16 protein-coding genes, 1 other RNA gene and 1 pseudogene are annotated in these 14,460 nt (G+C 59.1%); 10 read left to right on the top strand and 8 right to left on the bottom strand.

From position 1 onward, the window contains the following. The first annotated feature begins 212 nt into the window (after positions 1-212). The gene (gene hppD / locus ACIY1O_RS16930; protein WP_397476269.1) at positions 213-1,328 is read left to right on the top strand and encodes a 4-hydroxyphenylpyruvate dioxygenase; all 1,116 of its coding nucleotides are present in this window, start codon (positions 213-215) and stop codon (positions 1,326-1,328) included. A 192-nt stretch (positions 1,329-1,520) separates the two neighbouring features. Here hppD and msrA read toward each other — a convergent pair whose 3' ends face one another. Both msrA and ACIY1O_RS16920 read right to left on the bottom strand, forming a co-directional pair. Beyond that, positions 1,521-2,066, bottom strand: coding sequence for a peptide-methionine (S)-S-oxide reductase MsrA (gene msrA / locus ACIY1O_RS16925; protein WP_397476268.1), 546 nt, complete (start codon positions 2,064-2,066; stop codon positions 1,521-1,523). Between the two features lie 43 nt (positions 2,067-2,109). Beyond that, on the bottom strand, positions 2,110-2,466 hold the full coding sequence (locus tag ACIY1O_RS16920; protein ID WP_397476267.1) for a c-type cytochrome: 357 nt from the start codon (positions 2,464-2,466) through the stop codon (positions 2,110-2,112). Between the two features lie 160 nt (positions 2,467-2,626). Between ACIY1O_RS16920 and lgt the strand changes: the two genes are divergently transcribed. Further along, positions 2,627-3,415: a prolipoprotein diacylglyceryl transferase gene (gene lgt / locus ACIY1O_RS16915; protein ID WP_397476266.1), complete on the top strand. Its 789-nt coding sequence runs from the start codon at positions 2,627-2,629 to the stop codon at positions 3,413-3,415. Here lgt and ACIY1O_RS16910 read toward each other — a convergent pair. From ACIY1O_RS16910 to ACIY1O_RS16890, 5 genes are all read right to left on the bottom strand, one after another. After that, positions 3,375-4,073 carry an SIMPL domain-containing protein gene (locus ACIY1O_RS16910; protein WP_397476265.1) on the bottom strand — a complete coding sequence of 233 codons (699 nt, stop codon included), beginning with the start codon at positions 4,071-4,073 and terminating at the stop codon, positions 3,375-3,377. The two genes, lgt and ACIY1O_RS16910, sit on opposite strands and share 41 nt — an antisense overlap. A gap of 103 nt (positions 4,074-4,176) precedes the next feature. Continuing rightward, positions 4,177-5,667 carry a sensor domain-containing diguanylate cyclase gene (locus ACIY1O_RS16905; RefSeq protein WP_397476264.1) on the bottom strand — a complete coding sequence of 497 codons (1,491 nt, stop codon included), beginning with the start codon at positions 5,665-5,667 and terminating at the stop codon, positions 4,177-4,179. Positions 5,668-5,715: 48 nt separating this feature from the next. Then, a non-coding RNA gene (gene ssrS / locus ACIY1O_RS16900) (6S RNA) lies at positions 5,716-5,897 on the bottom strand. A 42-nt stretch (positions 5,898-5,939) separates the two neighbouring features. Continuing rightward, positions 5,940-6,257 (bottom strand): cell division protein ZapA, encoded by a 318-nt coding sequence (locus tag ACIY1O_RS16895; RefSeq protein WP_397476263.1) that lies wholly within the window; start codon positions 6,255-6,257, stop codon positions 5,940-5,942. 3 nt (positions 6,258-6,260) lie between these two features. Further along, a complete protein-coding gene (locus tag ACIY1O_RS16890) occupies positions 6,261-6,665 on the bottom strand; it encodes a hypothetical protein (protein ID WP_397476262.1) in 405 nt (134 codons plus the stop codon). Positions 6,666-6,805: 140 nt separating this feature from the next. Between ACIY1O_RS16890 and ACIY1O_RS16885 the strand changes: the two genes are divergently transcribed. From ACIY1O_RS16885 to ACIY1O_RS16875, 3 genes are read left to right on the top strand one after another with little or no spacing between them, the layout of a single operon-like run. Then, positions 6,806-7,264: a tripartite tricarboxylate transporter TctB family protein gene (locus ACIY1O_RS16885; protein ID WP_397476261.1), complete on the top strand. Its 459-nt coding sequence runs from the start codon at positions 6,806-6,808 to the stop codon at positions 7,262-7,264. Between the two features lie 42 nt (positions 7,265-7,306). Then, on the top strand, positions 7,307-8,812 hold the full coding sequence (locus ACIY1O_RS16880; RefSeq protein WP_397476260.1) for a tripartite tricarboxylate transporter permease: 1,506 nt from the start codon (positions 7,307-7,309) through the stop codon (positions 8,810-8,812). Between the two features lie 39 nt (positions 8,813-8,851). After that, a complete protein-coding gene (locus tag ACIY1O_RS16875; RefSeq protein ID WP_397476259.1) occupies positions 8,852-9,757 on the top strand; it encodes an NAD(P)-dependent oxidoreductase in 906 nt (301 codons plus the stop codon). Positions 9,758-9,826: 69 nt separating this feature from the next. On the opposite strand, the gene ACIY1O_RS16870 is transcribed toward ACIY1O_RS16875, so the two are convergent. Next, a complete protein-coding gene (locus ACIY1O_RS16870) occupies positions 9,827-10,414 on the bottom strand; it encodes an RNA pyrophosphohydrolase (protein WP_397476258.1) in 588 nt (195 codons plus the stop codon). 64 nt (positions 10,415-10,478) lie between these two features. Here ACIY1O_RS16870 and ACIY1O_RS16865 point away from each other — a divergent pair, with 64 nt between their 5' ends. From ACIY1O_RS16865 to ACIY1O_RS16845, 5 genes and pseudogenes are all read left to right on the top strand, one after another. After that, positions 10,479-12,215 carry a proline--tRNA ligase gene (locus ACIY1O_RS16865; RefSeq protein ID WP_397476257.1) on the top strand — a complete coding sequence of 579 codons (1,737 nt, stop codon included), beginning with the start codon at positions 10,479-10,481 and terminating at the stop codon, positions 12,213-12,215. A gap of 84 nt (positions 12,216-12,299) precedes the next feature. Next, positions 12,300-12,725, top strand: coding sequence for a tol-pal system-associated acyl-CoA thioesterase (gene ybgC, locus ACIY1O_RS16860; protein WP_397476256.1), 426 nt, complete (start codon positions 12,300-12,302; stop codon positions 12,723-12,725). 2 nt (positions 12,726-12,727) lie between these two features. Then, on the top strand, positions 12,728-13,405 hold the full coding sequence (gene tolQ / locus ACIY1O_RS16855; protein WP_397476255.1) for a protein TolQ: 678 nt from the start codon (positions 12,728-12,730) through the stop codon (positions 13,403-13,405). Further along, positions 13,405-13,851: a protein TolR gene (tolR, locus tag ACIY1O_RS16850; protein ID WP_397476254.1), complete on the top strand. Its 447-nt coding sequence runs from the start codon at positions 13,405-13,407 to the stop codon at positions 13,849-13,851. The genes tolQ and tolR overlap by 1 nt, the downstream gene beginning before the upstream one ends. Continuing rightward, positions 13,848-14,460 (top strand): annotated as a pseudogene (locus tag ACIY1O_RS16845) (cell envelope integrity protein TolA); the annotation flags it as partial. The gene tolR and the pseudogene ACIY1O_RS16845, both read left to right, overlap by 4 nt.

Raw genomic sequence — 14,460 nt, 5'->3', positions numbered from 1 at the left:
CTGCGAAAGAACGTAACTATAGCACAGCTTTTTTAACCCGCGCAAACCAAAAAACAGGAAATATGCCCGCCCCCACCCCCCAAAACCCACCGCCCCGACCTTAAGCCATTGATCCACATCACGAAATATTTTTTAATGAGATTGAAATATTTTTCGATTCGGGATGAAATTCCCAAATACAGACAAATATTTCGTCCAACTGGAGAATTCGCATGAACGCATTCAAGCCTTGGGACAACCCGATGGGAACCAACGGATTCGAGTTCGTCGAATACGCCGCGCCCGATCCACACGCACTTGGCAAGGTATTTGAGGCCCTCGGCTTCAAAGCGATTGCACGTCATCGGCACAAGGACGTTACCCTCTACCGGCAAGGCGGCGTCAACTTCATTGTCAATGCCGAACCCCATTCTTTTGCCCAGCGCTTTGCCCGCTTACATGGGCCATCAGTATGTGCGATTGCATTTCGCGTCGACAACGCCGCCCATGCATATCGGCGAACGCAAGAACTGGGAGCATGGGGCATCGACTCGGGCGGCGGCCCCATGGAGCTGAACATACCCGCCATAAAAGGCGTGGGTGACTCGCTTATCTATCTGGTGGATCGCTGGCACGGCAAAAACGGCCACAGCGGCATCGGCGACATCAGTATCTACGACGTGGACTTCGAAGCCATCGACCCGGCTACAGCCGACACCGACGCCCACCATAAAGGCGCGGGCCTGCTGGCCATCGATCACCTGACCCATAACGTGCACAAAGGCCGCATGAACGAGTGGGCCGAGTTTTACGAACGCCTGTTCAATTTTCGCGAGATTCGCTATTTCGATATAGAGGGCAAGGTCACCGGCGTTAAATCCCGCGCCATGACGTCCCCTTGCGGCCACATCCGCATTCCTATCAATGAAGAAGGCACTGAAGAAAAAGGCCAGATCCAAGAGTACCTCGACACATACAAAGGCGAAGGAATACAGCACATAGCGCTTTCGACCGCCGATATCCACGCCACGGTCGAGCAACTGCGCGCAAATGGCGTTCGGTTTCTGGACACGCCCGATACGTATTACGAGCTGCTGGACGGCCGCCTTCCGGGCCATGGCGAAGACGTCGACCACCTGCGCAAGAACCGCGTCCTGCTCGATGGCGCCCCCGACGGGGGGCTGCTGCTACAGATATTTACTGAAAACCAGATCGGGCCGATTTTTTTCGAAATCATCCAGCGCAAGGGCAACGATGGTTTCGGCGAGGGCAATTTCAAGGCGCTGTTCGAATCGATTGAACTGGACCAAATGCGACGCGGCGTCTTGAAAACACCCGATCCAGGCTAGACGGGTGATGTGGCTAAACGCGTGATGCTCTAGGTGTGTGATGTCCTAGACATGTGGGATGTCCTAGGCGCTTGGTGCCCCTAGACCCTTGATGTTCTGGACCCTTGATGTTCCAGACCCTTGATGTCCTGGACCCGTGAGGCCCGCCTGGCGGCGACCAAGGCCGGGCCGGCCCCTTTTGGCTGCGGCGAATCAGGCCAACAGGGTGGAAAACTGCTTGCGCAGCTTGGACATCTTGGGCGCGATCACGAACTGGCAGTAGCCTTGCTGCGGATTACGCGCATAGTAATCGTGATGAACGGTCTCAGCGGGCCAGAAACGTGCCGCAGCCAGCACCTTGGTGACCACAGAGGCGTCCAGCGCGGCCTCTATTTGCGCAATTACATCGTGCGCGACGGCTTTTTGAGCTTCCGACTGATAAAAAATGACGGAGGCGTATTGCGGCCCGACGTCAGCGCCCTGCCGATCGACGGTGGTGGGGTCGTGCGTAGCGAAAAACACCTTGAGCACAGTGGCAAAATCAATGATGGCCGGATCGAACCTCACGCGCACCACCTCGACATGGCCGGTGCCCTGGCCGCAAACCTGTTCGTAACTGGGGTTGTCGACGTGGCCGCCGCAATAGCCCGGAGTTACGTCCAGTACCCCCCGCAGCGCTTGCAGCACGCTTTCGGTGCACCAGAAACATCCGCCGCCCAGAACGGCTGTCTCAATGTTGGGTGCTTGCTGTTGGTTCATGGCAGTCTCGAAAAAATAGATAACGTTGCGAACGCACGCCCCGCTAGTCGAGGCTAACCTTTGCATCGTTCAACGACAGTATCCATTGTGCCAGCGTTTGTGCATCTTTTTCGCTGACATGAGCCTGGCGCGGCATGGGAACCGGCCCCCAGTGCCCCCGACTGCCATTGATAATGCTTTGGGCCAGGTAGTCGGCGGCCTCGGCATTGCCGGCAAAGCGCTCGGCGATGGCCGCAAAGCCTGGGCCGACCACCTTTCTGTCGACCCGATGACACGACATGCAATTATTGGCCTGAGCCAGCCCCAACCCGACAGTCTGGGCAGAGGCGGCGCCCGCTGCGCCGACGGCGCCAAGAAGCATTGCCGTCATCCACATCAAAAATACAAAACGCGACAACATAAATAAACCAACCGGCACCAATAAAAGCCGGCCACCCTGACAGGCCGGCATATATAAGATATATGGCAAGGATATAAGGCAAGGTGCGCCGACAGGTCTGCAAAATTTCGCAAGCGCTTCCTGTATTATCGACGATATTTGATTCGACTCGCCGCCGCCCATGCTTGTACACCCTCAATTCGACCCCGTCGCCCTGCAGATCGGACCCGTTGCCGTACATTGGTACGGCCTGATGTACCTGGTAGGTTTCGCCTTGGTGTGGCTGCTGGGAAGATGGCGCATCAACGCAGGCAAGACCGACCTTACTCTGCGCGATCTCGAAGACCTGATCTTTTATTGTGTTCTTGGTGTGGTCGTCGGGGGTCGGCTGGGCTATGGGCTGATCTACAAACCCGCCGAATACCTGGCCCACCCCGCACAACTGCTTTACGTGTGGCAAGGAGGCATGTCCTTCCACGGCGGCTTGCTCGGCGTAATCGTCGTGCTGTTTTTGTTTGCGCGCAAAAAGGGCAAACCCTTCCTGGCCATTAGCGACTTTCTTGCGCCGCTAATTCCCTTGGGGCTGGCTGCCGGCCGCTTGGGCAACTTCATCAACGGCGAGCTTTGGGGTCGTGCCTCGTCCCTGCCCTGGGCCATGGTGTTCCCGCAAAGCGGCGACACCCTCGCCCGCCACCCTTCCCAGCTATACCAGTTTGCACTGGAAGGCCTGCTGCTGTTCGTGGTGGTGTGGTGGTTCGCCCGCAGGCCGCGCCCGCTGGGACAGGTTAGCGCGGTGTTCTTGATGGGCTACGGCGTACTGCGTTTCTTGGTGGAATACACCCGTGAGCCCGATGCCTTTCTGGGCTTGCTGGCCGGCGGCCTGTCGATGGGGCAGCTTTTGTCACTGCCTATGATTGCCGCCGGCGCCGTCATTTTTCTTTGGAGCGCAAGAAAATCGACCCTTGCATAGCAACGGACACGATTTCCGTACCTGGTTCAAGCGGTACACGGGCGGACTCGTCAGATGAAGCTGCCATGGCCATCATGCGCGGCGCCGGCTGATAAGGAACACCCATGCCGCCCAGGTCGACGCTTTTGATCTCGTACGACTTGAAGCCGAAGGCGTCCGCCAACGCCTGAGCACGATCCTGAAAGGCCTTGGCGGCTTCAGCCAGAAGCTCTTGCTCATGTTTGGCCCGGGTCTCGGGCGCAACAGAAAAGCCCATGTTTGAAATGGGCATGCGGTCGCCAAGCTTGGCCGCAAGCTCGGACGCGGCGGCAAAATCGGTGGACTTCAAGACGATTTCAGCCCGGCCCCTCCAGTTGGTGATGGCGCCTTTATCGTCATTGTGGGGCCAGATGCGGTAATTTCCGCTGCGCGCCTGCACCCGGGTTTCGCCCTTGGCGTCTTTCATGACCGATTCAAGCGCCTCGGCCAGAGCCTTGACCACGGCCGCCTGTGAAGGATCGCTTAATTCTTTGACCAGGGTGATGGTGACCGTATCTTGCGACACCTCTTTGGACGCCTCGGCGTTTAACGAAGCCTGTGGCCACTTGTGCCGCGAACCATCGTGGCCCTCATGGGCGTGCACCGGTGCCGAAAGCGCCAGCACGATGCCGGCAGCCATGCCTAATAGCCATTGTCGTTTTTGCTGCATAAAGTACATATAGCCCCCTACCGGGATTGAGATATTGCCGGGCCGCCCGGTTGGGCGCGCCCCTTACGAAAAATCAAGAACCGCCGACGGGATCGAGCCGGCGAAACGAGTGATGCTCGCGTTTGTCTGCATACATGGCCTGATCGACCGCACGTATGGCGCGATCGAAATCGTCCCGCCCTCGCGCCGTGGACACCCCCACTGACACACTTAGGGGCGTGCCGCCATGAAACTGGTTGTTGAGATGGATCAGTCGATGGATGTCGGCCAAGGTTAGTGCGGCCTCGGACTCGCTCTTTCCTGGAAGCAAGATCATGAACTCGTCGCCGCCAATGCGCGATGCAGAGGCGGGAGGGTCGATGGCCTTGTTGAGAACCTCACCCATTCGGCGCAGCACAGCGTCGCCCGCGGCGTGACCCTGGCTATCGTTGATTGCCTTGAGATTGTTCAGGTCGAGCACGATGAAGGACAAAAGTTCGGTATGCTTGCGCCGCAGACGGTCGAGCTCATCGACATAGAACGAGCGGTTCTTGAGCTGGGTCAGCACATCGTGCTTGCCCAGATATTCGAGATACGCTTCGGCCTTCTTGCGCGCAGTGATGTCGGTCAGTGCAAGCAAGACCATGTCCCAGGTTTCTTCGTGGCCTGCAAACACGGAAAGCTGCATGTGGATATGCAGGACATCACCAGCCAGGCTGCGGTTGCGCACCTCGCGCTGTTGGAACAGGCGCCCGTCCCAAAGATCGATCAGTTGCTCGGCAAAGGACGCAACCATTTCGTCCTCGAAGACTTCGCCCAGGCGCGACACAAGTTCGTGGTGACTCTTGGCCTTGAACATCTGCACGGTATAACCGTTGACGTCCAGGACGCGGATCTCGGACATGCAGCGTTCAATAAATTCTGGATGAACGTCGAGAAAGGTGCGGAAATCGGTGATGCCGCGTTCGCGCACCTCGTCCAGCAGTTTTTTGACTTCGCTGAAATCTTCGACCCAAAGCGACACTGGAGCTTGCTGGAAGAACTCGCGTGCCAGGTTTTCGTTGATAAGCGCACTGCGACGTGAATGCTGAAGCTCGGTGACGTCTTCGACGACGACCAGCACCTGGTCCCACGGCAGCGCGCGATCGGGAAGCACCACGCCTCTTAATACGATGTCGAGGCGACGGCCGTCGAGCGTGTAATTGACGGTGGTGCTTCGAAACGATTTACCGTTGTCCCACAACTGCCGCATTTCGGATGCTAAACCGTCAAGGGTGTCGTCACGCATGACCTCGTTCAGCCTGGCCATCAACGTGCCGGCCGAATCGGCCCCATATAGTTGCAGCGTTTGACGATTTACGCGCTGTACGCGAATGGCTCCGGCGCATTGGCGTATGCGCTCGGGATCTTGCGCCAGCCACGCCGCGAGGTCTGACACCCCTTGGGAGCGCCACTGTTCAAAAAGCAGAAACAAGCCGTTGTAGTCTTCGAGCCACAGCGACATCGGCGTGATATCGAAGAGTTCATCAAGGCTGAGCCCTTGGATTTGCATGGCTTCCTGCTCTCGGTAGGGCTCCGACTTCATGCGTGCTCCTGCAAAAAAAAGCTCGTCGCGCCAGACGAGCTTCCAAGAAAATGCCCCGCATGTGCCGTATAGACCGGCATCCCGGAACCGAGGGTTCACGGTGGTCGCCATCAGCCAAGTTTCGGGATCGCCAATTAAGGCGGTCACACCTGCTTGTCAATCCGGCAACCTATATGCCAAAGCATTGGTTCAAGGAATGTATGGTCAGTTCTCGAACACTGCAGGGACAAACTGTTGGGCGCCAACGCACTGAGGCGCCCGGAATTCTTTATTTAACCAGCAGCCCTGGCGCTAGCTTGGCCCAGGGCCTCGTCGATCATGTGGTTCATGTCGTCGATCTTGCGTTTGAAGTCGCCTACCGCGACATCGCCCAGAGGGCCGTCTGGGGCGCGCATGGCCAATAATTCGGCTGCGATCTGGATCGCCGCCATGACCGCGATTCGTTCGTTACTTGAGATTTTACCAGACCCTTTGATGCCAAGCATCCGTTGGTCGACAAGATGTACCGCTTCAAGCAGTGGTTGCTTTTCGGATGCGGCGCAAGCAAGCGAATAATCGCGGCCGAGAATAGAGATGTCGAGTCTTTCCATGGCTTACTCCTGGGGCGCGCCGGGCAGGCGTATCAACACGGCATCGATGCGCTGCTGAGCGGCCAGAGCCGCCGTGCGCAAGCGCGCGGACTCGTCCTGGCTGAACCGCAAGCTTTGTTGAGCCGTGTCGTAGTCGGCCTGATAACGCACGACCTCGTCGCGCAGCCGCGCTTCGGCAGCCTCGGCTTGGCTGCGCAGCTCGTCTACCTGAGCGGCATGCTCGCGTGCGCGCTGCATGGCCTCTTGCTGCGCCGATTGCTCGCGGGCAAGCTGATCACGCAAAGCGTTACGCTCTTGTTCGAGGGTTGTGATGCGGCCTTGCAGCGCAGCGCGTTCGGATTGCGCCCGCTGAACAAACTGCACCAACTGCCCGATACGGGCTGAGAGGGAATCGAGATCTTGCAACATGAGCGATATCGTAAACCATCCCGGCTCAACGTGGAAAGAGGGAAAAGGGGAAAACCCTCGAACAAGGGGAAACCGGGGTTTTCATCAGGCAGCCTGTCGACTACCATTCAGCACCATCCTTAGTAGAAAACGAGGCCGCTATGCAGGTCAGCAACAAACAGGATTTCTGGGCGGGCATCATGTTCATGGCCGTCGGCGCCTTCGCCGCCGTGGGCTCGCTCAAATACTCGATGGGCACCGCCCGCGACATGGGGCCGGGCTACTTTCCATTCTGGCTGGGCGTGTGCCTGGCCGTGCTGGGCGCCATCATCGCCCTACGTTCCGTCTCGGCCGCCGCGCCCGTCAGCAAGCTCGACCACATCGACCTCAAGACGGCAACCATTCTTTTGGGCTCCGTCGCCCTGGCCGGCGTACTGCTCAACACCCTCGGAATCATGCTTACGATCCTGGTCCTGGTCTTGATCAGCAGCATGGCCAGCCACCTGTTCAACTGGAAGGTGGCATTGGTAACCGGCATCGGCATGGCGGTTTTCGTGTGGCTGGCTTTCATCAAGGCGCTGGGTCTGGTCTTCCCTTTATGGCCGGTCGTCTTCGGTTGAAACGCGCGCTTTTCGCTTCTTACAATTTCATTGCAGGCATTCATGGAACTCTTAGAACATCTGGCGCTGGGGTTTTCGGTAGCCCTCACCTTTGAGAATCTTGTTTACTGCCTGCTGGGTTGCCTGCTGGGCACTTTAATTGGCGTTCTGCCGGGCATCGGCCCCGTTCCCACCATCGCCATGCTGCTGCCCATCACATACGTGCTGCCGCCGGTGGCGGGCCTGATCATGCTGGCGGGCATCTATTACGGCGCGCAATATGGCGGCTCGACCACCGCCATCCTGGTTGCGCTGCCCGGCGAAACCTCTTCGGTGGTCACTGTGCTGGACGGCCACCAGATGGCCCGCAAGGGACGCGCGGGGTCGGCGCTTGCCATTGCCGCGCTGGGTTCCTTCTTCGCCGGCTGCGTGGCTACCCTGGTCCTGGCGGGCTTCGCGCCGCCGCTGGCCGAATTGGCGTTCAAATTCGGTGCGGCGGAATATTTCTCGCTGATGGTGCTGGGCCTGATCGGAGCCGTCGTACTTGCTTCGGGCTCGCTGCCCAAAGCCATTTGCATGATTTTGCTGGGCCTGTTGCTGGGCATGGTGGGCACCGATGTGAATTCAGGCGTTTCGCGTTTTGACTTCGGCATTCCTGAACTTCAAGACGGCATAGATTTTGCGGTCGTGGCCATGGGGGTATTTGGGCTTGCCGAAATCCTCGCCAACCTCGAGCTCAAGGACAAGCGCACCGAAATCGCCAGCAAGGTCGGAACGCTTTATCCCAACAAACAAGAATTCAAGGAAGCCTGGCCCGCCTCCGTGCGCGGAACCGCCCTGGGCGCCGCATTGGGCGTGCTGCCCGGAGGCGGCGCGATCTTGTCCTCGTTCGCCTCGTACACGCTAGAGAAAAAAATTTCCAGAACGCCCGAACGGTTCGGCGCCGGTCACCCCGCCGGCCTGGCCGGCCCCGAATCCGCCAACAACGCGGCGGCGCAAACCTCTTTCATTCCGCTGCTTACGCTGGGCATACCCGGCAATGCCGTAACTGCCCTCATGCTGGGCGCCATGACCATACACAATATCCAGCCCGGCCCGCGCGTCATGACCTCCCACCCCGACCTCTTCTGGGGGCTGATCGTATCCATGTGGATAGGCAACCTGATGCTGGTCATACTCAACCTGCCCCTGGTCGGCCTATGGATCAAGCTGCTTAAAGTGCCCTACCGCATTCTGTTCCCGGCCATACTGGTGTTTTGCACCATCGGCGTGTACTCGCTCAACTACAACGTCTTCGACATCTGGATGCTGGCGATATTCGGACTGGTGGGCTATGTCTGGATGAAGCTGCGGTGCGAAGGCGCTCCTTTGCTTCTGGGCCTGGTGCTGGGCCCGCTCATGGAAGAAAACTTTCGCCGCGCGCTGTTGCTGTCACGCGGCGACTACGCCACGTTCGTCACGCGCCCCCTGTCGCTCACCTTGCTGATCATGGCTGCGGCATTGGTTATCATCGTAGCGTTGCCGGTCATCCGCAAAAAACGCGAAGAAACCTTCGCCGAAGAGGACTGATCACCTTGAAACCACCCCCTTTCAACCAGGAGCCACCACATGTCAGTACCCGCCGATAAGCATTATCCGGATATCGAGCCCTTGGACCTTGCCTTTCTGGGCCTGGGCGTGATGGGGTATCCGATGGCAGGGCATTTGGCGCGGGCAGGCCATCGGGTCACGGTCTACAACCGCACGGAATCCAAGGCCAAGCAATGGGTGGACGAGTTCGGCGGCCGCCTGGCCGCCACGCCGCGCGAGGCGGCCCAGGGCGCACGCATGGTACTAAGCTGCGTAGGCAACGATGACGATCTACGCAGCATCGTCCTGGGGCCGGAGGGCGCCCTTGGCGGCATGGCCCCAGGCAGCCTGTACATCGACCACACGACCGCTTCGGCTCAAGTTGCACGCGAACTGCATCACGAGGCAAGCACGCAAAGCATCAGCTTCATCGATGCGCCCGTCTCCGGAGGCCAGGCCGGTGCGCAAAACGGCGTGCTTACCATCATGTGCGGCGGCGACGCACAGGCTTTCGAGCAGGCGCGCCCCGTGCTGCAGGCCTTCGCTCAAGCGGTCACTCTGCTGGGCGGAACCGGAGCCGGGCAACTATGCAAGATGGTCAATCAAATTTGCGTGGCTGGTATCGTTCAAGGGCTTTCAGAAGCCATAGCCTTCGGCCAGGCTGCCGGCCTGGACATGCACGAAGTGGTCAAGGTGGTCGGCAAAGGTGCGGCACAAAGCTGGCAACTCGATAACCGCGGTACGACCATGATCGATGGCGAGTTCGAATTTGGCTTTGCAGTAGACTGGATGCGCAAAGATTTGCGGCTGGTGCTAGAGGAAGCCGGGCAAAACGGCGCCCGACTTCCTGTCACGGCCCTGATAGACCAGTTTTATGGCGACATACAACAAATGGGCGGCAACCGCTGGGATACCTCCAGCCTTATCGCGCGGTTACGCAAATGACAATGCCCCCGGCCTTGATGCGGAACCACCACTGAAGCCCGCAGGCGCGCTTTGTTGTCTTGCAAGCTGCTATCGATGGGCTTGCGTCTTGGACGCCTGCACCTGGTTTGCATCACCCTGCTTTGTGTCGAGTGCGCCGCGTTGCGAATGGCTGCGCTGGCGCAGGTAACGGGTTTCGTGGCTGCGTCGAAACAGGATGCCTGAAAGCTCGTTGAGCGCCAAGGTATATACCTCGCGCTTGAACTCGATAACGGCATCAAGAGGCACCCAATAATGGCTCCAGCGCCACGCGTCGAATTCAGGATGGCGGGTCGCACGCAGGCTGACGTCGGAATCACGCCCTACCATGCGCAGCAAAAACCAGATTTGCTTTTGCCCTTTATAAATGCCGCGAGAATCGCGCCGAAGAAAATCATTCGGCACGGTATACCTCAACCAATCCCGTGTACGTCCCAAGATGCGCACATGTTCGGGCAACAGGCCCACTTCTTCGTGGAGCTCGCGGTACATTGCCTGCACCGGGCTTTCGCCGTATTTGATGCCTCCCTGGGGGAACTGCCATGCGTGTTCGCGGATGCGCTTACCCCAGAACACCTCGTTTTTGTTGTTTACGAGGATAATGCCGACATTGGGACGGTAGCCTTCACGGTCTAACATAGGCCACCCCAATAGTTTTAATACAATTACCCCCGATTATACGTATCTTGCAGAGATCCACACCATGCGCGCATCCAAGTACCACATCAACACCCTCAAAGAGGCTCCCTCAGAAGCGGAAGTCGCCAGCCATCAACTGATGACGCGGGCGGGCATGATTCGCAAGGTGGCCGGCGGCATCTATACGTATATGCCGATGGGGTTGAAAGTGCTGCGCAAGATCGAAAACATTGTGCGCCAGGAAATGAACGCCGCCGACGCAATCGAGCTGCTGATGCCCGTCGTTCAGCCCGCAGAGCTTTGGCAGGAATCGGGCCGCTGGGAACAATACGGCCCCGAACTGCTGCGCATCAAAGACCGGCACGGGCGCGATTTCGTCCTGCAGCCCACCTCCGAAGAGGTGATCACCGACATCGTGCGCAACGAGATCCACAGCTGGCGGCAACTTCCACGCAACTTCTATCATATCCAGACAAAATTCCGCGACGAACGCCGGCCACGCTTCGGGCTGATGCGCGGACGAGAGTTCGCCATGAAAGACGGCTATTCTTTCGACCGCGACGAGGCCGGCGCCCAGGCCAGCTACGATGCCATGTACACGGCCTATACGAATATCTTCCAGCGCCTGGGGCTGGAATTTCGCGCGGTGGCAGCCGACACGGGCTCAATCGGCGGGTCGCGCAGCCACGAATTCCAGGTAATTGCCGAAACGGGCGAAGACCTTGTCGTCTACAACCCCAACACCCAATACGCGGCAAATATCGAGCTGGCCGAAGCGCCTTGCCTGATCGCGCAGCGTGCTGCGCCAAGCCAGGAACTTACAAAAACCGCCACCCCCAATGCGCCCAAGTGCGAGCTTGTGGCCCAGCAGCTCGGCGTGCCGCTGGCGAGCACCGTCAAGTCGGTAGTGCTTGCCGCCGGCCACCCGGACGAGCCGGGGAAAAACCAAATCTGGCTGCTTCTGGTCCGGGGCGACCACGAGATCAACGAAATCAAGGTAAGCAAGCTGCCAGGGCTGGATCAGGGCCATCGCCTCGCCACCGAGGACGAAATCCAGGAAGCCTTTGGCTGCATTCCGGGCTATCTGGGACCAGTTCAAACGGCGCGGCCAGTGCGAGTGGTGGCGGATCGCACCGTCGCCAACATGAGCGACTTCATCTGCGGCGCGAACGAAGATGGCTTCCACCTTACTGGTGTCAACTGGGGCCGCGACCTGCCCGAACCGCAAGTGGCCGATTTGCGCAACGTCGTCGACGGCGATCCGGACCCCCAGGGCGGAAGCCTGGCCATTCAGCGCGGCATCGAAGTAGGACACATCTTCTTTTTGGGAGACAAATATTCCAAGGCGCTGGACGCCACCTTCCTGAATACCGACGGCAAGCCGGCCACGCTGCAAATGGGTTGCTACGGCATCGGCATCAGCCGCATTTCGGCCGCTGCCGTCGAACAAAACCACGATGACAAGGGCATAATCTGGCCGCTCGCCATGGCGCCTTTCGAAGTGGTGATCTGCCCGATGGGCTGGAGTAAAAGTGAAACAACGCGCAACGCCGCCGAAGCGCTCTACCTGCAGCTGCTGGAACACGGCGTGGACGTCATTTTGGATGACCGCGATGCGCGGCCCGGCGTTATGTTCGCCGACTGGGAGCTCATCGGCGTGCCGCTGCGCATCACCATCGGCGATCGGGGCCTGAATGATGGAATTGTGGAACTCCAGCAACGTCGCACGGGTCAGACAGAAAAAATACCAGTCGACAACGCCCTGGCTCAGGTGCTGGAGCAATTAAAATCGCCGGCATGATGCGACCCGATCATGGCCATACAAATTATTTTCCCGTAACGGGCCGGCCGGCAAGCCGGCCTTGTCACACCGCCTAACCAACCCATGTCAACAGAAACACCCAGCACCTTGTCCACCCTGGATATTCGCGTATATTACGAAGACACCGACGCCGCCGGCGTCGTGTTTTACGCCAATTACCTAAAATTTTTTGAACGGGGCCGTACCGAGTGGCTGCGTCGACTGGGAGTCAACCAATCCGACTTGGCTGCAAATGACCAACGCATGTTCGTCGTCAAAAGCGCACAGACGCAATACCTCAAACCAGCACGCTTCGACGATCTGCTGACCATACACAGTCGCATCACCCGGCTGGGCCGGGCTTCGATCGATTTTGCCCAGGTGGCCACCGCGCGCGGCGAAACGTTATGCACAAGTACGGTTGAGGTCGTCTGCGTGGACACGCGCAACTTCCGGCCGGCCGGCCTCCCCCCTTCTCTCAGAACCCTATTGCAAAAGGTCCAGGACTAATCATGCAAGCTTCCGGCGACATCTCGTTGCTCTCACTACTGCTAGACGCCAGCTTCCCCGTACAGTTGGTAATGCTGCTTCTGGTGTTCATTTCCATCCTGTCATGGACGTATATTTTCTCGAAGCGCGCCGCACTCAAGCGCGCCCACAGCCAAACCAGGCGTTTCGAGGATGACTTCTGGGCCGGCGGCGACCTTACGGTGCTGCAGCAATCCATCGCCGGCAGGCGGGACGAGTACGGCGCCCTTGCCCGCATCTTCGATGCCGGCATGACCGAGTTCCTGAAGGCGCGCCGCAGCGCACCGAGCTCAGGCGAAGCCATGCTGGACGGTCCTCGTCGAGCGATGCGCGCCACTTACCAGCGCGAAATGGACACTCTCGAATCCCACCTGAATTTTCTCGCTTCCGCCGGTTCTGTCAGCCCCTACATCGGCCTGCTGGGAACGGTCTGGGGAATCATGCACGCTTTCATCGGTCTATCCACCATGCAGCAGGCCACATTGGCTGCGGTGGCCCCGGGCATCGCCGAGGCGCTAATCGCAACGGCAATCGGCCTGTTCGCCGCGATTCCGGCGGTAGTAGCCTATAACCGCTACACGAACGAGATCGACCGGCTGTCCATCCGTTTTGACAGCTTCATTGACGAATTCCTGAACATCTTGCAACGCCAGGTACGCTGATGCCCTCCATACGTGGCTCTTCCCGTCGCACGCGCCGACTGCAAAACGAGATCAACGTCGTTCCCTACATCGACGTCATGCTGGTGTTGCTGGTGATCTTCATGGTCACCGCGCCCATGATCACGCCCGGCCTTATCGATCTTCCGACCGTCGGTCAAGCTAGCGAGATTCCCGTCGAACCGGTCGAGGTTCAGATCGAAGAAGACGGCACGATGTCGGTGCGCACACGCCGCGCCGGCGAGGATTTCCAACAAATAGCTCCCGAACGGCTTGTGAACGAAGTCCAGTCCCGCATCACACCCGAAACTCCGGTCGTTCTCGCTGCGGACGGCCGGGTCCCATACGAAACAGTCATGAAAGCCATGGATCAACTGCGCTCGAACGGCATCACCAGGCTGGGCCTGCTGGTTGACCAAAGTGCGGCACCCGACGACCAGAAGCAATGACGCAACCCTCTACGCCGAAGCCAAGGGCCGGTAAAGCCTCTTCCAAGGCGGACCGACGGCCAATACGCACGCCCGAGCAGGAAGACGAGCGGCGCGGGCTTGCTATTGCGCTTCTCGCTCACGCGGCAATCGCGGTAATCATGTTCGTGGGCTTTCTTACCGCCTCACCCAGCAACCCCAATCCGGTGCAGATCGAACTGTGGGCCGAGGGTGACACTCGGGCCGCTGCCGAACCCGAAGTGCAGCCGGAGCCTGTCGAGACAGAGCCGGATTCGGCGCCTGAGCCCGTAACCGAACCAGAGCCGCAACCCGAACCCGAACCCGCGCCGGAACCTGAGCCGCAGCCGGAACCCGAACCGGCGCCACAGCCAGAGCCGACGCCACAACCTCAAGCCGAACAGCCCCCGGCTCCCGAGATCGATCCCGATATCGCCATCGAAAAGGCTCGCGAAGAAGAACGTCAGCGCGAGGAAGAAGAACAGCGCCGCCTGGCTGAACAGAAAGCCGCAGAACAGAAAGCCGCGGAAGAGAAAGCGGCTGCTGAAAAGGCTGCCGCGGAGAAGGCTGCCGCTGAAAAGGTCGCTGCTGAAAGGGCTGCGGCGCAGAAGA

The sequence above is a fragment of the Pusillimonas sp. genome (assembly GCF_044464525.1).
Taxonomy (GTDB): domain Bacteria; phylum Pseudomonadota; class Gammaproteobacteria; order Burkholderiales; family Burkholderiaceae_B; genus Pusillimonas.
Note: the sequence above shows the minus strand (reverse complement) of the source record. Positions and strands in the feature narration are given on the sequence as shown.